Source organism: Pseudomonas sp. CFBP 5748, from assembly GCF_053850495.1.
Window position 1 is genome coordinate 1 of the sequence record NZ_JBSPTN010000022.1, and the last position, 18273, is coordinate 18273.

An 18273-nucleotide genomic window follows, 5' to 3' on the forward strand; every position below is an offset into this window, starting at 1 on the left:
GTCACTGACACCATCGACACCAGCACCGTTTCGCTGACCGCGACCTCGACTGTGGCTGAAGGCGGTACAGTCGTTTACACCGCTTCGGTCAATGCTCCGGTTACCGGTGCTCCACTCGTTGTGACCTTGAGCAACGGCCAGAGCATCACCATCCCGGTTGGTTCGAGCAGCGGCTCGGTCAACTTCGTTACGCCAAACGACGCCCTTGCTGGCGGCGATAACCTGAGCGTGAAGATTGACGATGCTCAGGGCGGCAACTACGAAAAACTGGAAATCGACGGTACGCCTGCCGACACTTCCGTGACCGATGTCCAGGACTCCACTGGCCTGACTCTGTCAGCGACTGACACCGTCGCCGAAGGCGGTCAGATCACCTATACCGCAACCCTGACCAATGCCGCTGGTTCGCCAGTGACCGTAACCTTGAGCAATGGCGCGGTGATCAACATCGCCGCCGGTGCCACCACAGGCAGCGTCAGCGTTGATGCACCGACTGACGACGTCTACAAAGATGCCGGCAAAGTTGAAGTCAGCATTGATAACGCCACTGGCGGTAACTTCGAGAACCTCGTACCTAGCACCACGCCAGCGGTTACTGATGTCACTGACACCATCGACACCAGCACCGTTTCGCTGACCGCGACCTCGACTGTGGCTGAAGGCGGTACAGTCGTTTACACCGCTTCGGTCAATGCTCCGGTCACCGGTGCTCCGTTGGTCGTCACTCTGTCGAACGGCCAGAGCATTACCATTCCGGTCGGTTCGAGCAGCGGTTCGGTCAACTTCGTCACACCAAACGACGCCCTCGCTGGCGGCGATAACCTGAGCGTGAAAATCGATGACGCTCAGGGCGGCAACTACGAAAAACTGGAAATCGACGGTACGCCTGCCGACACTTCCGTGACCGATGTCCAGGACTCCACTGGCCTGACTCTGTCAGCGACTGACACCGTCGCCGAAGGCGGTCAGATCACCTATACCGCAACCCTGACCAATGCCGCTGGTTCGCCAGTGACCGTAACCTTGAGCAATGGCGCGGTGATCAACATCGCCGCCGGTGCCACCACAGGCAGCGTCAGCGTTGATGCACCGACTGACGACGTCTACAAAGATGCCGGCAAAGTTGAAGTCAGCATTGATAACGCCACTGGTGGCAACTTCGAAAACCTGGTGCCAAACACCACGCCAGCGGTCACCGACGTCACCGACACCATCGACACCAGCACCGTTTCGCTGACCGCGACCTCGACTGTGGCTGAAGGTGGTACCGTCGTTTACACCGCTTCGGTCAATGCTCCGGTCACCGGTGCTCCGCTGGTCGTTACTTTGTCGAACGGCCAGAGCATCACCATCCCTGTCGGTTCGAGCAGCGGCTCGGTCAACTTCGTCACACCAAACGACGCCCTTACTGGCGGCGATAACCTGAGCGTGAAGATTGACGATGCTCAGGGCGGTAATTACGAGAACCTGGTTGCAGATCAAACACCGGCTGAAACCTCGGTCACCGATGTTCAGGACAGCACCGCTCTGACCTTGAGTGCAACTGACACCGTCGCCGAAGGCGGTCAGATTACCTACACTGCAACCCTGACCAATGCCGCTGGTTCGCCAGTGACCGTAACCCTGAGCAATGGCGCGGTGATCAACATCGCCGCCGGCGCCACCACGGGTAGCGTCAGCGTCGATGCACCGACTGATGACGTCTACAAAGACGCCGGCAAAGTTGAAGTCAGCATTGATAACGCCACTGGCGGTAACTTCGAGAACCTGGTGCCAAGCACTACGCCAGCCGTCACCGACGTCACTGACACCATCGACACCAGCACCGTTTCGCTGACCGCGACCTCGACTGTGGCTGAAGGCGGTACAGTCGTTTACACCGCTTCGGTCAATGCTCCGGTTACCGGTGCTCCACTCGTTGTGACCTTGAGCAACGGCCAGAGCATCACCATCCCGGTTGGTTCGAGCAGCGGCTCGGTCAACTTCGTTACGCCAAACGACGCCCTTGCTGGCGGCGATAACTTGAGCGTGAAGATCGATGACGCTCAGGGCGGTAACTACGAAAAACTGGAAATCGACGGCACGCCTGCCGACACTTCAGTGACCGATGTTCAGGACAGCACTGGCCTGACTCTGTCGGCAACCGATACTGTCGCCGAAGGCGGTCAGATCACCTATACCGCAACCCTGACCAATGCCGCTGGTTCGCCAGTGACCGTAACCTTGAGCAATGGCGCCGTGATCAACATCGCTGCTGGCGCCACCACGGGCAGTGTCAGCGTTGATGCACCGACTGACGACGTCTACAAAGATGCCGGCAAGGTCGAAGTCAGCATTGATAACGCCACTGGCGGTAACTTCGAGAACCTGGTGCCAAGCACTACGCCAGCCGTCACCGACGTCACTGACACCATCGACACCAGCACCGTTTCGCTGACCGCGACCTCGACTGTGGCTGAAGGCGGTACAGTCGTTTACACCGCTTCGGTCAATGCTCCGGTCACCGGTGCTCCGTTGGTCGTCACTCTGTCGAACGGCCAGAGCATTACCATTCCGGTCGGTTCGAGCAGCGGTTCGGTCAACTTCGTCACACCAAACGACGCCCTCGCTGGCGGCGATAACCTGAGCGTGAAAATCGATGACGCTCAGGGCGGTAATTACGAGAACCTGGTTGCAGATCAAACACCGGCTGAAACCTCGGTCACTGATGTCCAAGACTCCACGGGCCTGACTCTGTCGGCAACCGATACTGTCGCCGAAGGTGGTCAGATCACCTACACCGCAACCCTGACCAATGCCGCCGGCACTCCAGTCACCGTAACCCTGAGCAACGGTGCCGTGATCAACATCGCTGCCGGCGCCACCACGGGTAGCGTCAGCGTTGATGCACCGACTGACGACGTCTACAAAGACGCCGGCAAGGTTGAAGTCAGCATTGATAACGCCACTGGCGGTAACTTCGAAAACCTGGTGCCAAGCACCACGCCAGCGGTCACCGATGTCACCGACACCGTCAACACCACCACCGTCAGCATCTCCGGCAGCACCTCGGTCACCGAAGGCCAAGCCGCCACGTACACAGTCAGCCTGACGAATCCGGCGCAAACCGAGGTGACGGTCAAAATCGTCTACAGCGGTACCGCCGCCGACGGCACGGATTTCACCGGGGTGTACACCGTGAAGGTCCCGGCCAACGCCACCAGTGCCACCTTTGACGTGGCAACACTGGATGACAAGATCACCGAAGGCACGGAAAACTTCGTGGTCAAGATTGACTCGGCCACCGGTGGCAACTTCGAGCAGTTGGCTGTCAGCGGCACCAACGGCAGCGTCAGCACCTCGATCATCGACAACGATGCGCCGCCAGTGCTCGACCTGGACGCCAACAACTCCAGCGGCAAGTCCGGCGCCGATTATCAGGTGACCTTCACCGAAGGCACCACTGGCCCGGGCGTGTCCATCGGCGACACCGACCTGAAAATCACCGACCCGGACAGCACCATGCTGACCGGCGCCACCATCGTGCTGACCAACCGTCAGCCCGGCGATGCGCTGAACCTGGGCAACAGCGTCAACGGCATCAGCATCAACGCCAACAGCACCGATGGCAAAGTCACGCTGACGCTGTCGGGCAACGCGACGCTGGCCGACTACATGCAGCAGATCAAGAACATCAGCTTCATTAACAACAGCGAAGATCCGAGCACCGTGCCGCGCATCATCACCGTGACGGTGACCGATGGCAGCAACTACTCCAACACCGCCACCACCACGGTGAACGTGGTCGGGGTCAATGATGCGCCGGTTGCCACTGGCGGCGCCGTGACCGGTACCGAAGACACTTCTCTGGTCCTCGGCTGGTCGACCTTCGGCGTCAGCGACGTGGACAATGCCGCCGCCAGCCTGGGTGTGAAAATCACCGAGCTGCCGGCCGATGGCAAATTGCAGTACCTGGACGGTGCAACCTGGAAGGACGTGGCCAACAACCAGACCTTCACCAAGGCTGACATCGACGCCGGCAAGCTGCGCTTCACTCCGGACGCCAACGAGTCCGGCGCCAATGGTTATGTTGGCAGCAGCACGGGCAACAACCAGGCCGACTACGCACAGGTCAAATTCCAGCCAACCGATGGCCAGGCACTGGGCAATACCGGCACTGTGAAAATCGACATCACCCCAGTCGCCGACGCACCGACCCTCAACGTGGCCGGCAACGCCGTGAGCTCCACCGGTTTGATCAAGGAGGTCTGGACCGGCCTGTCGGGCCTGGGCACCGATGGCAGCGGTGCGCCATCCGGCACCCTTAAATCGGTGATCGATGCCGCCGGCACGCCGAACAGCAGCGGCACCGTGACCAACGTGCAGTCCGACAGCAACGTCAACCCGGGCACAGCGTCGAAAACCTCGGGCCTGATCTTCCTCGAAGCCGGCAAGACCTACACCTTCAGCGGTACCGGCGACGACAGCCTGCTGGTGACCATCGGCGGCAAGGACGTGGCGGCCATCACCTGGGGCGCGGGCGGCAAGTTGAACGGCTCGTTCACCCCGACCTCCAGCGGCTACTACACCCTGGACATCTACCACCACAACCAGACCGGTCCGGGCAGCTATGACGTGAACCTGTCGGTCAACGGCAGCACACCGGTCGACCTGAACGGCGCCGGCGTGCCGTTGTACACCAGCGTGACCGACCTGACGAACGCTGGCGTGACGGTCTCCGATTTGCACGGTACCAACGGCGAAGGTTATTACGACGGCTTCAAGCTCAACGAAGGCGCCGAAGGCACCAGCGTGCACCTGTCGAAAATCACTACCGCCCTGACTGACACCGACGGCTCCGAAAGCCTGAGCGTGAAAATTGGCGGCATGCCGGAAGGCAGTGTGCTGAGCGACGGCGCGGGCCACTTCGCGACCGTGGGCAGCAACGGCGAAGCGTCGGTCAGTGGCTGGAACCTGGGCAGCCTGACCCTGACCCCGCCGACCTATTACAACGGCCAGCTCAACCTGACCGTGACCTCCACCTCCACCGAAGCCCTCGGCGGATCGGCGACCAGCACGGCGCAGATCCCAGTCACCGTGTACCCGACGACCTACAACGCCATCACCGCCACCTCCGGCAGTGACAACGTGACCGGCACCGACGGTAACGACGTGGTGGTCGCTGACATCGGCGGGCTGACAGTGGTGCCGGGCACCAACTACAACATCGCCTTCATGGTCGATAGCTCCGGCAGTATGAGCGAGGCGTCCCTCACGGCGGCCAAAAACTCGCTGACCTCGGTGTTCAACACCCTCAAGCAGAGCATGGGCGGCAACTCCGGGACCGTGAACATCTTCCTGGCGGACTTCGACAGCCAGGTGAACACGTCTGTCTCGGTCAACCTTAACGACCCGGACGCGTTGAACCAGCTCAAAAGCGTGCTCGACTCGATGGCCTCCGGTGGCGGCACCAACTACGAAGACGTGTTCAAGACCACGGCGAACTTCTTCAAAAGTACCGAAGCCATGGGCAATACCGGCGCGAAGAACCTGACGTATTTCATTACCGACGGTAAGCCGACCTACTACCAGACCGGTGAGCAGACCAACCCGACCTTGTATGACAACGTCAAACTCGATGACGTACTGAGCGCCTCCAAGTACACCGTCGGCAAGTACTACACCCAGACGATCGACAGCACGCACAAGTACACCATCTACGAAAACGGTGAGATGTACCTGTCGACCAAAAACGGCAAGAAATGGACCGATAGCTATGTGGGCAAGGTACATGCCGAGGGCAATGGCACCTTTGAACTGTCGAACCTGGGTGGCACCGGTTATGGCGATTACTGGAACTATGTCGATTCGGCAACAGGCTCGAGCGAAAGCTTCACACTGTTGAAGGGCCTGAGTACGGTCGAAGCCATCGGCCTGAACAACGACGTGACCCTGAACGACCTCAAGCCCTACGATTCGGACTCGACACCGCAGACCAACATCGACCCGAACAACCTGGCCAACTCGATCATCGGCCACACCGAAGCGACCCTGCCGGGCTCCGACACGGTCAACGGCGGCGAAGGCAACGACATCCTGTTCGGCGACCTGGTGAGCTTCAACGGCATCGCCGGCGAGGGCTATCAGGCTATCCAGGCGTTCGTCGCCCAGCAGAGCGGTGTGGACGTCAGCAAAGTCACCACCAGCAACGTGCACCAGTACATCACCGAGCACTACACCGCGTTCGATGTGTCCGGTGCCCACGATGGCAACGACACCCTGCTCGGTGGCGCCGGCAATGACATTCTCTTCGGCCAGGGCGGCAACGACACGCTCAATGGCGGCAAGGGCAATGACATCCTGCTGGGTGGCTCTGGCAACGACACACTGATCGGTGGCCCGGGCAATGACACCCTGATCGGCGGCCTGGGAGGCGATACCTTTGTCTGGAAGTCCGGCGACGCCGGCACCGACGTGATCAAGGACTTCAAGGCCAGCGACGGCGACCGGATCGACCTGCGGGATCTGTTGCAGGGCGAAACCGGCAGCACCATTGACCACTTCCTGAAAATCAGCACGGTCGATGGCGTGTCGTCGCTGCAGGTCAGCACGACCGGCCAGTTCAACGCGGCCAACGGCGCAGCGGCCACACCGGACGTAACGATCAAGCTCGAAGGCAACAACTGGTCGAACGTCAACCTGAACTCGCTGATCGCCGGCAGTGACCCGACCATCAAGGTCGATCACAACAACAGCTGAACCTGACACAAAACCGTGGCGAGGGAGCTTGCTCCCGCTGGGCTGCGCAGCAGCCCTAAAAAACAGGGCCGCTTCGCGCCCCAGCGGGAGCAAGCTCCCTCGCCACGGGATAAGTGTTCATACTCCCCCGCAGTTGGCCTATGCTGCCCAGCATGACGCCGCTTCATACATGAGGGATGCCCGATGTTTTATGTGCAACGCGATGCACAAGGCCTGCTGGTGCGCGTAGAAGCCACCGCCTACGCCGAAGCCACCGAGACCTTGCCGGCCGACAACCACGAGATCCAGGACTGGTTCGCCAACCAGGCGGTAGAAAACAGCCTCAAGCAGCTCAAGCAGAGCGACCTGGAGATGATCCGGGTACTCGACGACTTGATCCAGGTGCTGACCAGCAAAGGCGTCATCCGCGTCACCGACCTGCCGCCAGCAGCCCAGGCCAAACTGATGGACCGCAACCAGGCCCGGGAAGCATTGGGCGGGCTGAGCCGGTTGATCGATGATGATGAGAAGGGGTTGATCTAGGCCTGCCGCCTGGATTGACGCGTTCCGGGCAGAGCACAAATCCCTGTGGCGAGTTGTCTGGGCGAAAGTCATCGCGAGCAAGCTCGCTCCCACAGTTGATCGGTTTTGATCTCGATCTGTCGGTTCGACGCAGATCCAGTGTGGGAGCGAGCTTGCTCGCGATGGCGATCGTCAATCCACCGCAGGCCTGTCAGCTCGACGCTTGCACTTCAAGCCGATCCATCGCCCGCTCCACCAACAGATGCACCCCATCGGCCATTCGGCTGATTGCCAGGATCACGCTGCGGCGCGAGCCGTCGACGTCATCCGCCAGGTCGGCGGCGATGGCGCTGATGGACAGCAGGTCTTCGGAGGCATTGGCCAGGAGGGTTTCGGTGTCGATGTCCGGGGAGACCATGAAGAGCTGGGCGGTTTGGGGTTTTCCCGAGGCTTCATCGGTTGGTTTGGGATTGAGGTAGTAGTCGAGGGCGCGTTCGGCGGCTTCGTCGAGCTTTTTTGCTTGCAGGGTTTCGACTCGGGATTTGGATGAGGGCTGTGGAGGGTTAGGCGTAGCTTTGAACATGGTTTGGGCTTCCTATTCAATTCAGAGCCGCCCTGGATCGCTTGCACGCAATGAAGGGTGGCAGCTATGTGCGAGTGTGCAAGACCGAGTAAGACAACGCCCAAAAACCTCGGCAGACCCGAAGGTCTCCCGCACACAGCTGCCATAAAACATGAGCACGAATGCACGATAAGTGGCTGGTGATATTGTTGGGCGTCTTTCTAACCGGCTTGCACGCCGGTGTCACCGTTTTTTCAGTGACAAACCCAGACTAGCCACGGGGCTGACGCCGGACAAGTTCACCGACTTCGCTACAACTTGAAGGAAATCTCCTAGGACCTTACTTTTAGAGGGGGTGTATATCCGTTTCTGCGGTAACGGCTACTGGCGGTTCCGCAGGAATGGATATGTACACGGTCAGAAGGGCACAGGCCGCCTCACCAGCCAGCCTCACTCCCAACGCTTAGGCTCACCCACCAACTGCCCCTGCACCCCAAACAACCCCATCTCCCGAATCACCGCCAACTCCCCCTCCGTCTCAACCCGCTCGGCAATCAACGGCAAGTCAATACTGTGAGCAGCCCGCTGGATAGCTTCAATGAACAGGCGCTTGTCACTTTCCTGATCAATCGCGCGGATATAGCTGCCATCGATCTTCAGATAAGCCAACCCCAGCCGCGACAAATTGCCAATCATGCTGAACCGCCCACCAAAACGCTGCAGGCTCAGAGAGAAGCCAAGCTCGCGCAAACGCCGGGTCAATTGCTCCAGGACGGCTTGCTCCGGCAGTTGCTCTTCACCAATCTCCAACGTCAGGCGCGGCCCGAGGTTGGAATGCGCCCGCAGAATTTCAAAAACCTTGTTCAGCGCCTGAGGATCGGCCAGGGTCGCAGAGGACAAGTTCAGCGCCAGGGATTGATCGTGCCCGGCCATCTGCTTGAGCACCTGCTCGAGCATCAAGCGGTCCAGGCGCGCAGTCCAGCCAAAGCGCTCCAGCCAGGGCAGGAAGCGCCCGGCAGGGATGGTCTGACCCTGCTCGTCGAACAACCGCGACAGCACTTTGTAATGCAGCACCACTTGGGTGTCCTGGGCGGCGACCACCGGTTGGAAATACAGCTCGAATCGCTGATGATTCAAGGCCTGGTCGAGCAAAGTGTGCCAGGCATGGTGATCGTCGCCGACGCTCGCCGAGGCGCTGTGATCCAGGCAGGCCCAGCCCGGTTCGCCCTGGCTTTCGGCTTGGGCCAGAGCCTGATCGCCGAGCTGGAGCACCGCTTGCGGCGAGTCGCCATGGACGAACGGTGCCAATCCGATGGAGGCCACCGAAGCCACATCGGTCGCGTCAGTGGCGTGCAGGCTCGCCAACGCCCCTTCAAGGTTCTGCGCCAGTTGCAACGCCTCTTCACGCACCAACCCGGGCGCCAGCACAGCAAACTCCCCACCGCGGATGCGCGTCACCAGGTTTTGGGTTTCCGGATACCGGGCGCACTCACGCAGCAATTGTTCGCCAACCGCTTTAAGCAACTGGTCGGTACGCTGCCCGCCCAACCGCTGGTTCAAACCAGCCAGGTCCTTGACCCGCAGCAACAGCAGATAACCGGAACTGGCCTGCTCCGGGTTGCTCACCCGGGCATTGAGCTGCATTTCGAAATAACGCCGGTTGGCCAGGCCTGTGAGGTTGTCCTGATAGGACTCGACCCGCAGCTTCTCACTGCGCTCGGCCTGTTCCTGAAACAGTGCCTTGAGCTTCTCGACCATCTGGTTCATCGCCTGCACCACGCGGCGCAATTCAGGGGTACGTGGCAGTTCCGGCAGGCTCAAGAACTCACGACGGGCGATGGCATGGGATTGGTGCACCATGTAATCCAGCGGCTTGAGCTGGCGACGCAGCAGCAAGGCCCCCAGCACCGCGCTCACGGCGCCGCACAGCAGTAACCAACCGAGGCTGCCCAACGCGCTTTGCCACAGCTTGGCGAGAGCGAACATCGGGTGGCTGACCACCTCAACTCGCGCCGCCTGTTCCCAGCCACGACTGACAATCGCATCACCGCCGGCCGGCTCCAGGCCAATGAGTTTGACGAACCATTTCGGCACGCTGCCGGCGTCCGGAATGCCCGTGCGCTCGACCAGCGTTTTGTCGGTGGTCACGTCGACCACGCGGATGCTCGCGTAATAGCCGCTGTCGAAGATCGAGCTGACCATCAGCTCCACCATCGCCGGGTCGTCGATGTTCGGCGTCAACGACAGCGCCAGCGCCGTGGCCGCATCCTGGGCGTGGGAGCGCAACTGGTTGACGTACTGGGTCCGCGAGCTCTCCAGGCTGACCATGAAGCTGCCACTGAAGGCAACCACCAGGAACAGACAGATAGCGATCAACAGCTGTTTGAACAAAGACATCTGAGCGCGCGCTCCTAGTTAGTCGTCTCGACCGGAAAACCTTCGGCCTGCATTTTTTTCAACACATCCTGCCACCGGGACAGGCGTTTGGTGTCACCCACTTTTTTGTTGCCCTTGGCACCCGGCAACCACAGCCCTTCGGCATTGAAAGAGTAGACCGGCAGCAGATCGGTTCGCTGGCTGGCTGGCTGGATGCCGTCGATCAGGCTATCGAGGACCAGCGGCATCGCATCGGGGGTGGCGTAATAGGTGAGCACCATGTGCGCACGGTTCTGCCGCAAGGCCTTGACGTAAGTGATGCGCAGCTTGTCACTGGAGACCCCGAGATGACGCAGGCTGAAGTACTTGGCGATGGCGTAGTCCTCGCAGTCGCCAGCGCCTTTCCACAAGGCCTGGACTGGAGTTTCCCAGTAATCGACCTCACGCCACAGGTCGATGTCTTCCACGTAGCGCACCTGTTTGTTGAAGAACAGATTCACCACCTTAAGCTGCTCCAACTCCGGAACCTGCTTCTGGGTCGCCAACAATTGCTGCCAGGCATCGATTCGTTGCTGCCCTTCACCCAGCGGCCCATATAAGGCTTGCGCCCGGCGGCTGATCTGCGCAAAGTCCCAGTCGGCCCGCAAGCCACCCAGCATGAGGCCGGCCAGCAACAATGCCGAACACAGCCAGCGCAAGGACCTGAGAACAGGGAAAGGTGCAGCCAAGGGAAATACGTCCGAAAAGGGCCGTTGGAAATTCGTTGGATGGTGAAGCCTGGCCCGGTAAAAAACAATGGCAGGGTGCAATCACCGCAGGCACGCTAAACTTTAGTTCAGGAACCGGGGCCACGAGACTTTGACGGCTAGGCAATCTGTAACTAACGTTGGCTTGGATCCAATTTTCGCTACTACCAGTCAGGGTACGTTGTTGTGACACAGAAGCCCAAACCGCTCAGTACTATCCAGGTCAACGGACCCATCCCCGCTGCCCAGGCACGCTCGATCATCGAAGAGTCTCTGCGCGAGGCCATTCTCGACGGGCGCCTGCCCTGCGGTACAGCCTTGCGTCAGCAGGAGCTGGCCGACCTGTTCGGTGTGAGCCGCATGCCGGTGCGCGAAGCCTTGCGCCAGCTCGAGGCGCAGTCACTGCTCAATGTGGTCCAGCACAAGGGCGCCGTGGTGGCTCCGCTGATCAACAACGATGCGGTCGAGACCTACGCCTTGCGTTCGGTGTTGGAGTCTTTCGCCTTGCGCCTGTCCATTCCCCTGCTCGACGCCAGTGACCTGGCCTTGGGAGCCCAATACATCGAGCAGTTGGAAACCGAAACCGACCACGCCCAGATCGCCAAGCTCAATCGGCTGTTTCACATGTCGCTCTACCACAAGGCGCCCAACAGCAGGCTGCTGGACTTGATTGAGCACGAGCTCAACGAAGAAGAGCGCTTCTTGCGCTTTCATCTGTCGTCCATGGGCCTGGGCAAACTGACCCAGGACGATCATCGTGCGCTGCTTGAAGCCGCGCGAGCCAAAGACATCGATAAAGCCATTGCCTTGCTGGAACTCCACCTGGAAAAAGCCTGCATCACCATGCGCCGGTATCTCGAACAACAGTCGAATCGTTGACCCCTCGCCGACGGTCCCGCCGGCGTAAAAACTTCTTACATATCCTTGCGCGCCACTTCTCGCCTGCCTGGCGCCGCCTGAGCATGGCGGCGACGCGGCGTCCCATCAGTTCAATGGCACTGCCATCGATTTGGGCTCACTCTTGCGCTTGTCGATTCAAAAATAGACCTGAAGAAGTCAGCGCCTGGCGATAGACCAGGCGAATCGAAGCCAATACGCAAGGAGCGTCGCCCACTGGCGGGATGATCGGATGTCCGACCGGTGTCCCTCCCTTAAATCACAAACTTCTTAATCCCTGATCCCTGAAGTGCTCCGAGTGAGGCATTCACTCGAACTATTCGATTCTGACACCCCTAAATCGGAAGGAGCTTCTTCGCCTGAATAAAACTTATATTAAAAGTTTTAACAGTCTCTTTCGCGCCCAATAAACTTGCCAGTTTAAATATTTAAAATACTTCTTGCCGCTTACTTGTTTTGTGTATTAGTTTTTTATTCGTCGAATTGTTATCGACCGCGCCCGCCTTCGGCCAACGCTTAAGAATCAAGCGCCACAGGCTGGCGACGCGCATTAAAGGCAAGCACTTAAGCCACTTGAGCAATTCATGGATTCCGGTTCAGGCGCCCGTTCGCCTTAATAAATAACGGGCAACTTTCCGGGCACAACATCATTGATGAGGACGTTCCAATGCAGCCAACCAAAGAACAACTATCTCTGAAAAAACACGAACTTGGCCAACACCCGGTTTTTTCCGAAATAACATCAATTGATCTGCTACGCCGTTTTATGGAAAGCCATGTGTTTGCCGTGTGGGACTTCATGTCACTGACCAAACGGCTGCAACGGGAGCTGACCTGTGTCCACCTGCCCTGGCTGCCGCCGGCGGACCCACACGCGGCACGCCTGATCAACGAAATTGTCTTGGGCGAAGAATCGGATGACCGCCCCGGAGCAGGCTATTGCAGCCATTTCGAACTGTATCTGGATGCCATGCGCGAGGTCGGTGCCGATACCCGCGCCATCGAGCAGTTCATCACCCTGCAACAGGAAGGCGTCAGCCCCGAGACAGCGCTGGAGAGCGTCGAAGTAGAACCGGCGGCGGCACGTTTCGTCCGCCAGACCCTGCACACCGCCCTGCACGCCCCAGCCCACAGCGTGGCCGCCGCGTTCGTGCATGGACGCGAGAGTGTTATCCCGCAGATGTTCCAGCGCATGCTCGACGCCTGGGGCATTGGCCTGGATCAGGCGCCGACCTTTCGTTACTACCTGCAGCGGCACATCGAAGTCGATTCCGAAGACCATGGCCCGGCCGCGGAAAAGCTCTTGGCCCGGCTGATCGATGGCGACCCGCAGCGCGAAACCGAGGTGTTGGTCGCCGCCCTCGCCGCCGTCCACAGCCGCGCAGCGCTGTGGGATGGCCTGCGCCAGAGCATGGCCCAACCGGTTGCACAGGTGACCCCATGAACGCCATCCAATACCAATCGTTCGCCGACGCCTGGGAGAGCCGCGCCACCATCCGCACCCGGCCCCGGCGCCGGGTCGAAAACGACGACAAGTTGATCTTCCCCATGAGCCGTCAGCCACTGGTGCACAGCCAGACCTTTCTTAGCCACTGCCCGCAGTTGCGCGATTTTGTGCTGGTGCAAAGCCTCTACAAGTTCATCAACGACGTGGTGATTTTCGAGACTGAACTGGTGGACCACACCGCCCGGCGTATCGCCAAGAACAGCTTCGGCATTGAGTTCCCGTTCGCCTGCCGTTACGACGCGATGACCGTGGTGGTGGACGAGGATTACCACGCGCTGGTGGCGATGGACTTCATGCAGCAAACCATCGACATGACCGGTATTGCGCCGATCCCGTTGCCTTCGCAGATCGAACTCAGCCGCGCGATACCGGCGGCCCTGGCCCAGGCGCCGGAGCACTTGCTCAGTGCCGTGGAGCTGATCTGCATCGCCATTGCCGAGAACACCGTGACCAACGATGTGGCGGCTTTTGCCCGGGACGATTCGGTCAAGGCCTCGATCAAGGGGCTGATGGCCGACCACTTACTGGACGAAGGACGGCATTCCGGTTTCTGGACGCGGCTGGTGCAGATTTACTGGCGCACCGCGCCCGACGAGGACCACGAGGCGATCGCACGATTGATGCCCGGTTTCATCGCCCAGTACCTGACAAGTGACCTGCAGCAAGCGTTCGATTTCGAGCTGATTGCGCACCTGCCTGTTGACGAGTCGGTACGCCAGTCGCTGCGTGAAGACGCCAGCGCACTGGCCTACCCGGTCAATCGCTTTCACCCTTTGGTGGCCAATATCACGCGCTTTTTTCGCAGCAGCTCGATGCTCACGTCCCCCTGCGTGCGCGATGCCCTCGCCGACTACCTGACCCCATGAGGACCTTTCAATGAGACGCCTCGAAATTGCAGTGCCTGGCACAAGCCAGGCCATGACCGAACTGGCCCGGGAACTTGAGCTGCACGGCCATGGTGTGGTGGATCCTCAATCGCCAGCAGCACACGGTGCGGTCGATTTGCTGATCGACGACGGCACAGCGCCGTGCGCTATTGAAGCGCGCACCTGCCTTCAAGTGCGCGTGGCGTTGCGAGTTATGCCCGGTGAGGGATTGCCACAACCGGTATTGGTTTTTCGTGACGGTGCACAGCGGCTGTTGTGCCGGGAAGTGATCGCCCTGGAAAACTCCGGCAATGGTCAGTCCTTGCGCTTGCGTACGCTGGCAGCGGTGGTCGAGAGCGGTGCGCGGATGGTCAGCCAGTTGTCACGGGATGAAACCTGCTTCGAGCACTGGCCGACGATACCAGATGACGCCGCCGACCAGCCCCTGCACGGGCTCGATGCGCTGGAGTCGCTGGCCTTCGAACACTGCCTCAACCGACCACCGGAGCCCTGGCTATTGGCCGCGGCCGAGGTGCCGGTGATGCAGAGTATCGAACAGCGCATGCTCGATGACGCGACACAACCGGCCCTGTGGGTTGATGGGCAGCTCACCGACTACAAAACTTTGCGCAGCCTGGCGCTGAGGTTGCAGCAGGCCATGTTGGCACAGCTCCAGGAAGCAACCGACCACCCACTGGTGATCGGCGTATGCCTGCCCAAGTCTGCGCACCTGTACGCGGCGATCCTGGCGGTGCTGGGCTGTGGGGCGGTGTACTTGCCGCTGGACCCGCAGCACCCGGCACAACGTCGGCGCTTTATCCTGGAGAATGCCAAGGCGGACCTACTGCTGCACGACGGCGACGGCGATCTGGGCGACCTCGCGCTGCCGACGCTGAATGTGCATCGGTTGCCTGCGCCCAAGCCTGGCATCCCGGCCTCGTTGATCCGTCGTGTGGTGGGCATCGACGAGCCGGCGGTGGCGATCTACACCTCCGGCACCACCGGCCAGCCCAAGGGTGTGCTGCTCAGTCATCGCAACCTCGGCCATTTTTGTGCCTGGTACGGCGACTACGTCCAATTGCAGCGCGACAGTCGGGCGCTGCAATTTTCCACCATCAACTTTGACGCCTCGTTGCTGGATATCCTGCCGACCTTCATCCAGGGCGCGTTACTGGTGGTGCCCAGCGAAGACCAGCGCCGCGACCCGCAACAATTGGTGGAGCTGATGGGCGCGCAGCAGGTGACTCACGCGTTCCTGCCGCCAGCGCTGCTGAGCGTGATGCCGCTGGACGCGCCGTTGGGTTTGGCGCACCTGATTACCGGCGGCGATGTCTGTGAGCCGTTCGTGATTGAACAGCTCGCGCCACAGTGCCGGTTCCACAACATCTACGGCCCGACCGAAACCACGGTGCTGGCCACCACGCGGCAATTCGGCGTCGGCGACAACAACCGCAACCTGGGCATGCCCATCGCCAACGCCCGGGTGCTGATTCTCGACGAGCAGCTGCAACCCGTACCGCAAGGCTCGCCGGGTGAGCTGTACATCACCGGGCCGGGTGTCGGCCTGGGTTATCTGAACGATCCGGTGCTGACCGCCAAACGCTATCTCAACCTGACGCTGCCCACCGGGCGAATACTGCGGGTTTATCGCACCGGCGATATCGGCCAGTGGACCGACTGCGGCATCGAACTGTGTGGCCGTCGCGATAACCAGGTGAAGATCCGCGGCTTTCGAGTCGAGCCAGAGGAAATCGAGCATTGCCTGCGGGACAGCCAGTTGTTTCGCCAAGTGGCGGTAGGGGTCGATGAACGCCGACGGATCCTGGCATTCCTGGTTCACCCCCGGGAAGACCGGCCCGGCACCGCCCTCCAGGCCTTGCGCGAGCATGTGCAAAACACCCTGCCCAGCTACATGCACCCGGCGACCTACGTCGAACTGCCCAGCCTGCCTTACACCAGCAACGGCAAGGTCGATCGTCGGGCCTTGCTCGCCACAGCGGTGCAGGTGCAGGTCGGCAGCCAGCGGCGCCAACCGCAGAACGCGCTGGAAAAGCAGTTGCAGAAACTGTGGGCCGAGCTTCTGGATCTGCCGGTCGAAGACATCGCCACCGACGAGAGCTTCTTCAACCTCGGCGGGCATTCGATCCTGCTGTCGCAACTGCTGCTGAGCATCCGCGAAGCCTTCGGGCGCAGCCTGTCGATCAATCGCTTCATCGAAGCGCCTACGCTGATGACCTTGGCGAAGTTGCTGGACGACTCTGAACAAAACAGTGCATCGACCCTCAGCCCCCAGGCCTTCATCGACGCAGAAGCCGAGCTCAACCTCGACCCGCTGCCCATCAGCCAGTGCGGTGATGTGCACAAGGTGGTGGTGACCGGCGCCAACAGTTTTCTTGGGGTACACATCGTCGAGGCGTTGCTGGCCTGGGGCGCCACCGAAGTCGCCTGCCTGGTGCGCGCGTCTGGAGGGCAAAGCGCTGCGGAACGTTTTTCCCAAGCCTTGCAGGATAACCGCCTGACCCATTTGGACCTGAGCCGCATCAGCGTTTACAACGCCGACATCACCCAGCCGCAATTGGGTTTGCCGGATGACGTCTACGCCCGCATCGACCGTACCTTCGGCGCACTGGTGCACAACGCTGCCCACGTCAATCATGTGCTCGACTACGAGTCCCTGGCGCGGGACAACGTCGAGCCGATCTTTGAATGCCTGCGCCTGTGTGAAGGGCGCAGCAAGAAGATCTTCAATTTCGTCTCCACACTTTCGGCGTCCAGCGCCCTGGATGCCGATGGCCAGGTCCTGGAACAACCCGCCGCCAAGACGCCGCCGATCTACATCAAGAACGGCTACAACCTGTCTAAATGGGTGGGCGAACGGATCCTGCAGCGCGCCCGCGAGCGCGGGGTGTGGGTCAATCTGTTCCGCCCCGGCAACATCAGTTTCAACAGCCTGACCGGGGTCTGCCAGCCCCATAAAAATCGCTTGATGCTGATGCTAAAGGGCTCGATCCAGCTCGGGCAGGTGCCGGACTTGTCCCTCAATTTCGACCTGATGCCAGTGGACTTCCTGGCGCGTTTCATCGCCTTCCACGCCAGCCGTTACCAGCCGACGCAAGCGGTGTTCAACCTGCACAACCCCGAGCCTTTGAGCTGGGATGCTTATGTGGCGTCGTTCCGCGACAGCGGCCGGGAGTTTTCCCTGGTGAGCGTCGCCGACTGGCAACGGCAATTGGGTCGGGTCGATGCCGACAACGCGTTGTTTGGCGTACTGGGTTTCTATCTCAATGGCTTCGAGGAAGACATCGGCGACATCTCGCTGATCAGTCACGACAACGCCCGCGCCGGCGTGCGGCAGATGGGCGCCCGCTACCCAGAAAAATCCCCGGCCCTGCTGCGCCGCGGCGCCGATTACCTCAAGGCCATCGATTTCATCTGAAGCACCCCCAACCTAAAGCAAGGAGCAAGACCATGAATGCATTTCAACCCGATACCCTGATCAAGAACCCCCACATCTGCCAGGTCGAAACCTCGGTGGAGGTAGCACGCGATGCGGCGAGCGTCTGGGAAGTGGTGGGTAACTTTGGTGGATTCGATCAATTCATCCCGGCACTGGAACGTATTGAGATGACCGGCAATGGCGTGAGATCCCTGCGCAAGAAGTTCTTCCGCGATGGCCAGAACCTGGTGGTGGAACAGCTCAATAGCCATGACGACCAGGCCATGCACATGACCTGGACGCTGATCTACAACACCTTGGGCATCGACAACCTCTGGGCGGCGATGCACGTCGAGCCCCTGAGCGACAACCGCTGCCGCGCCACGTGGACCATCATCGCCGACCACACCGACGCCCATACACCGTCGGGGTTCAGGGACTTCCTGCAAGGGTTTGCCGATGAGGCGATGGCGAATGTGCAAGTGATGTTCAAGTAAGCCCCCTCCCTTGTGGGAGCGAGCTTGCTCGCGAAAGCGGTGGGTCAGCTTGCAGTAATTTGACTGGACTGCCGCCATCGCGAGCAAGCTCGCTCCCACATTGAGTTGGAGTGAACCCAAGATCCAGGCTCACCACCCATCCCCTGT

Annotated in this window: 9 protein-coding genes and 1 pseudogene; 7 read left to right on the top strand and 3 right to left on the bottom strand. The window is 60.4% G+C overall.

Annotated elements, in window-relative coordinates; translation table 11 throughout:
* Together ACWNZ1_RS28880 and ACWNZ1_RS28885 are read left to right on the top strand one after the other, a co-directional pair.
* Positions 1 to 6738 (top strand): annotated as a pseudogene (locus ACWNZ1_RS28880) (LapA family giant adhesin); the annotation flags it as partial.
* A gap of 183 nt (positions 6739 to 6921) precedes the next feature.
* Complete coding sequence (locus ACWNZ1_RS28885; RefSeq protein WP_014335964.1) at positions 6922 to 7260, top strand: hypothetical protein; 339 nt, start codon at positions 6922 to 6924, stop codon at positions 7258 to 7260.
* Between the two features lie 190 nt (positions 7261 to 7450).
* Here the strand turns inward: ACWNZ1_RS28885 and ACWNZ1_RS28890 are convergent, their stop codons facing one another.
* From ACWNZ1_RS28890 to lapG, 3 genes are all read right to left on the bottom strand, one after another.
* Positions 7451 to 7822: a DUF6124 family protein gene (locus tag ACWNZ1_RS28890; RefSeq protein WP_135843110.1), complete on the bottom strand. Its 372-nt coding sequence runs from the start codon at positions 7820 to 7822 to the stop codon at positions 7451 to 7453.
* Positions 7823 to 8251: 429 nt separating this feature from the next.
* Positions 8252 to 10198: a cyclic di-GMP receptor LapD gene (gene lapD / locus ACWNZ1_RS28895; protein WP_256454028.1), complete on the bottom strand. Its 1947-nt coding sequence runs from the start codon at positions 10196 to 10198 to the stop codon at positions 8252 to 8254.
* A 14-nt stretch (positions 10199 to 10212) separates the two neighbouring features.
* On the bottom strand, positions 10213 to 10836 hold the full coding sequence (lapG, locus tag ACWNZ1_RS28900; protein WP_406550198.1) for a cysteine protease LapG: 624 nt from the start codon (positions 10834 to 10836) through the stop codon (positions 10213 to 10215).
* 273 nt (positions 10837 to 11109) lie between these two features.
* Here lapG and ACWNZ1_RS28905 point away from each other — a divergent pair, with 273 nt between their 5' ends.
* From ACWNZ1_RS28905 to ACWNZ1_RS28925, 5 genes are all read left to right on the top strand, one after another.
* Positions 11110 to 11802 (top strand): GntR family transcriptional regulator, encoded by a 693-nt coding sequence (locus ACWNZ1_RS28905; RefSeq protein WP_135843106.1) that lies wholly within the window; start codon positions 11110 to 11112, stop codon positions 11800 to 11802.
* A 685-nt stretch (positions 11803 to 12487) separates the two neighbouring features.
* Positions 12488 to 13264: a DUF3050 domain-containing protein gene (locus ACWNZ1_RS28910; protein ID WP_135843105.1), complete on the top strand. Its 777-nt coding sequence runs from the start codon at positions 12488 to 12490 to the stop codon at positions 13262 to 13264.
* Positions 13261 to 14193 (top strand): diiron oxygenase, encoded by a 933-nt coding sequence (locus ACWNZ1_RS28915; protein ID WP_135843104.1) that lies wholly within the window; start codon positions 13261 to 13263, stop codon positions 14191 to 14193. Before ACWNZ1_RS28910 ends, ACWNZ1_RS28915 begins: the two co-directional genes overlap by 4 nt.
* 10 nt (positions 14194 to 14203) lie before the next feature.
* Positions 14204 to 17629: an amino acid adenylation domain-containing protein gene (locus ACWNZ1_RS28920; protein WP_256454027.1), complete on the top strand. Its 3426-nt coding sequence runs from the start codon at positions 14204 to 14206 to the stop codon at positions 17627 to 17629.
* A gap of 32 nt (positions 17630 to 17661) precedes the next feature.
* Positions 17662 to 18126 carry an SRPBCC family protein gene (locus tag ACWNZ1_RS28925; RefSeq protein ID WP_456028023.1) on the top strand — a complete coding sequence of 155 codons (465 nt, stop codon included), beginning with the start codon at positions 17662 to 17664 and terminating at the stop codon, positions 18124 to 18126.
* The last annotated feature ends 147 nt before the right edge of the window (positions 18127 to 18273 follow it).

Coding starts and splice junctions, on each gene's coding strand:
- ACWNZ1_RS28920 (WP_256454027.1), top strand. CDS start 14,204: ATGAGACGCCTCGAAATTGCAGTGCCTGGCACAAGCCAGGCCATGACC.
- ACWNZ1_RS28925 (WP_456028023.1), top strand. CDS start 17,662: ATGAATGCATTTCAACCCGATACCCTGATCAAGAACCCCCACATCTGC.
- ACWNZ1_RS28885 (WP_014335964.1), top strand. CDS start 6,922: ATGTTTTATGTGCAACGCGATGCACAAGGCCTGCTGGTGCGCGTAGAA.
- ACWNZ1_RS28915 (WP_135843104.1), top strand. CDS start 13,261: ATGAACGCCATCCAATACCAATCGTTCGCCGACGCCTGGGAGAGCCGC.
- lapD (WP_256454028.1), bottom strand. CDS start 10,198: ATGTCTTTGTTCAAACAGCTGTTGATCGCTATCTGTCTGTTCCTGGTG.
- ACWNZ1_RS28890 (WP_135843110.1), bottom strand. CDS start 7,822: ATGTTCAAAGCTACGCCTAACCCTCCACAGCCCTCATCCAAATCCCGA.
- lapG (WP_406550198.1), bottom strand. CDS start 10,836: ATGCTGGGTGGCTTGCGGGCCGACTGGGACTTTGCGCAGATCAGCCGC.
- ACWNZ1_RS28910 (WP_135843105.1), top strand. CDS start 12,488: ATGCAGCCAACCAAAGAACAACTATCTCTGAAAAAACACGAACTTGGC.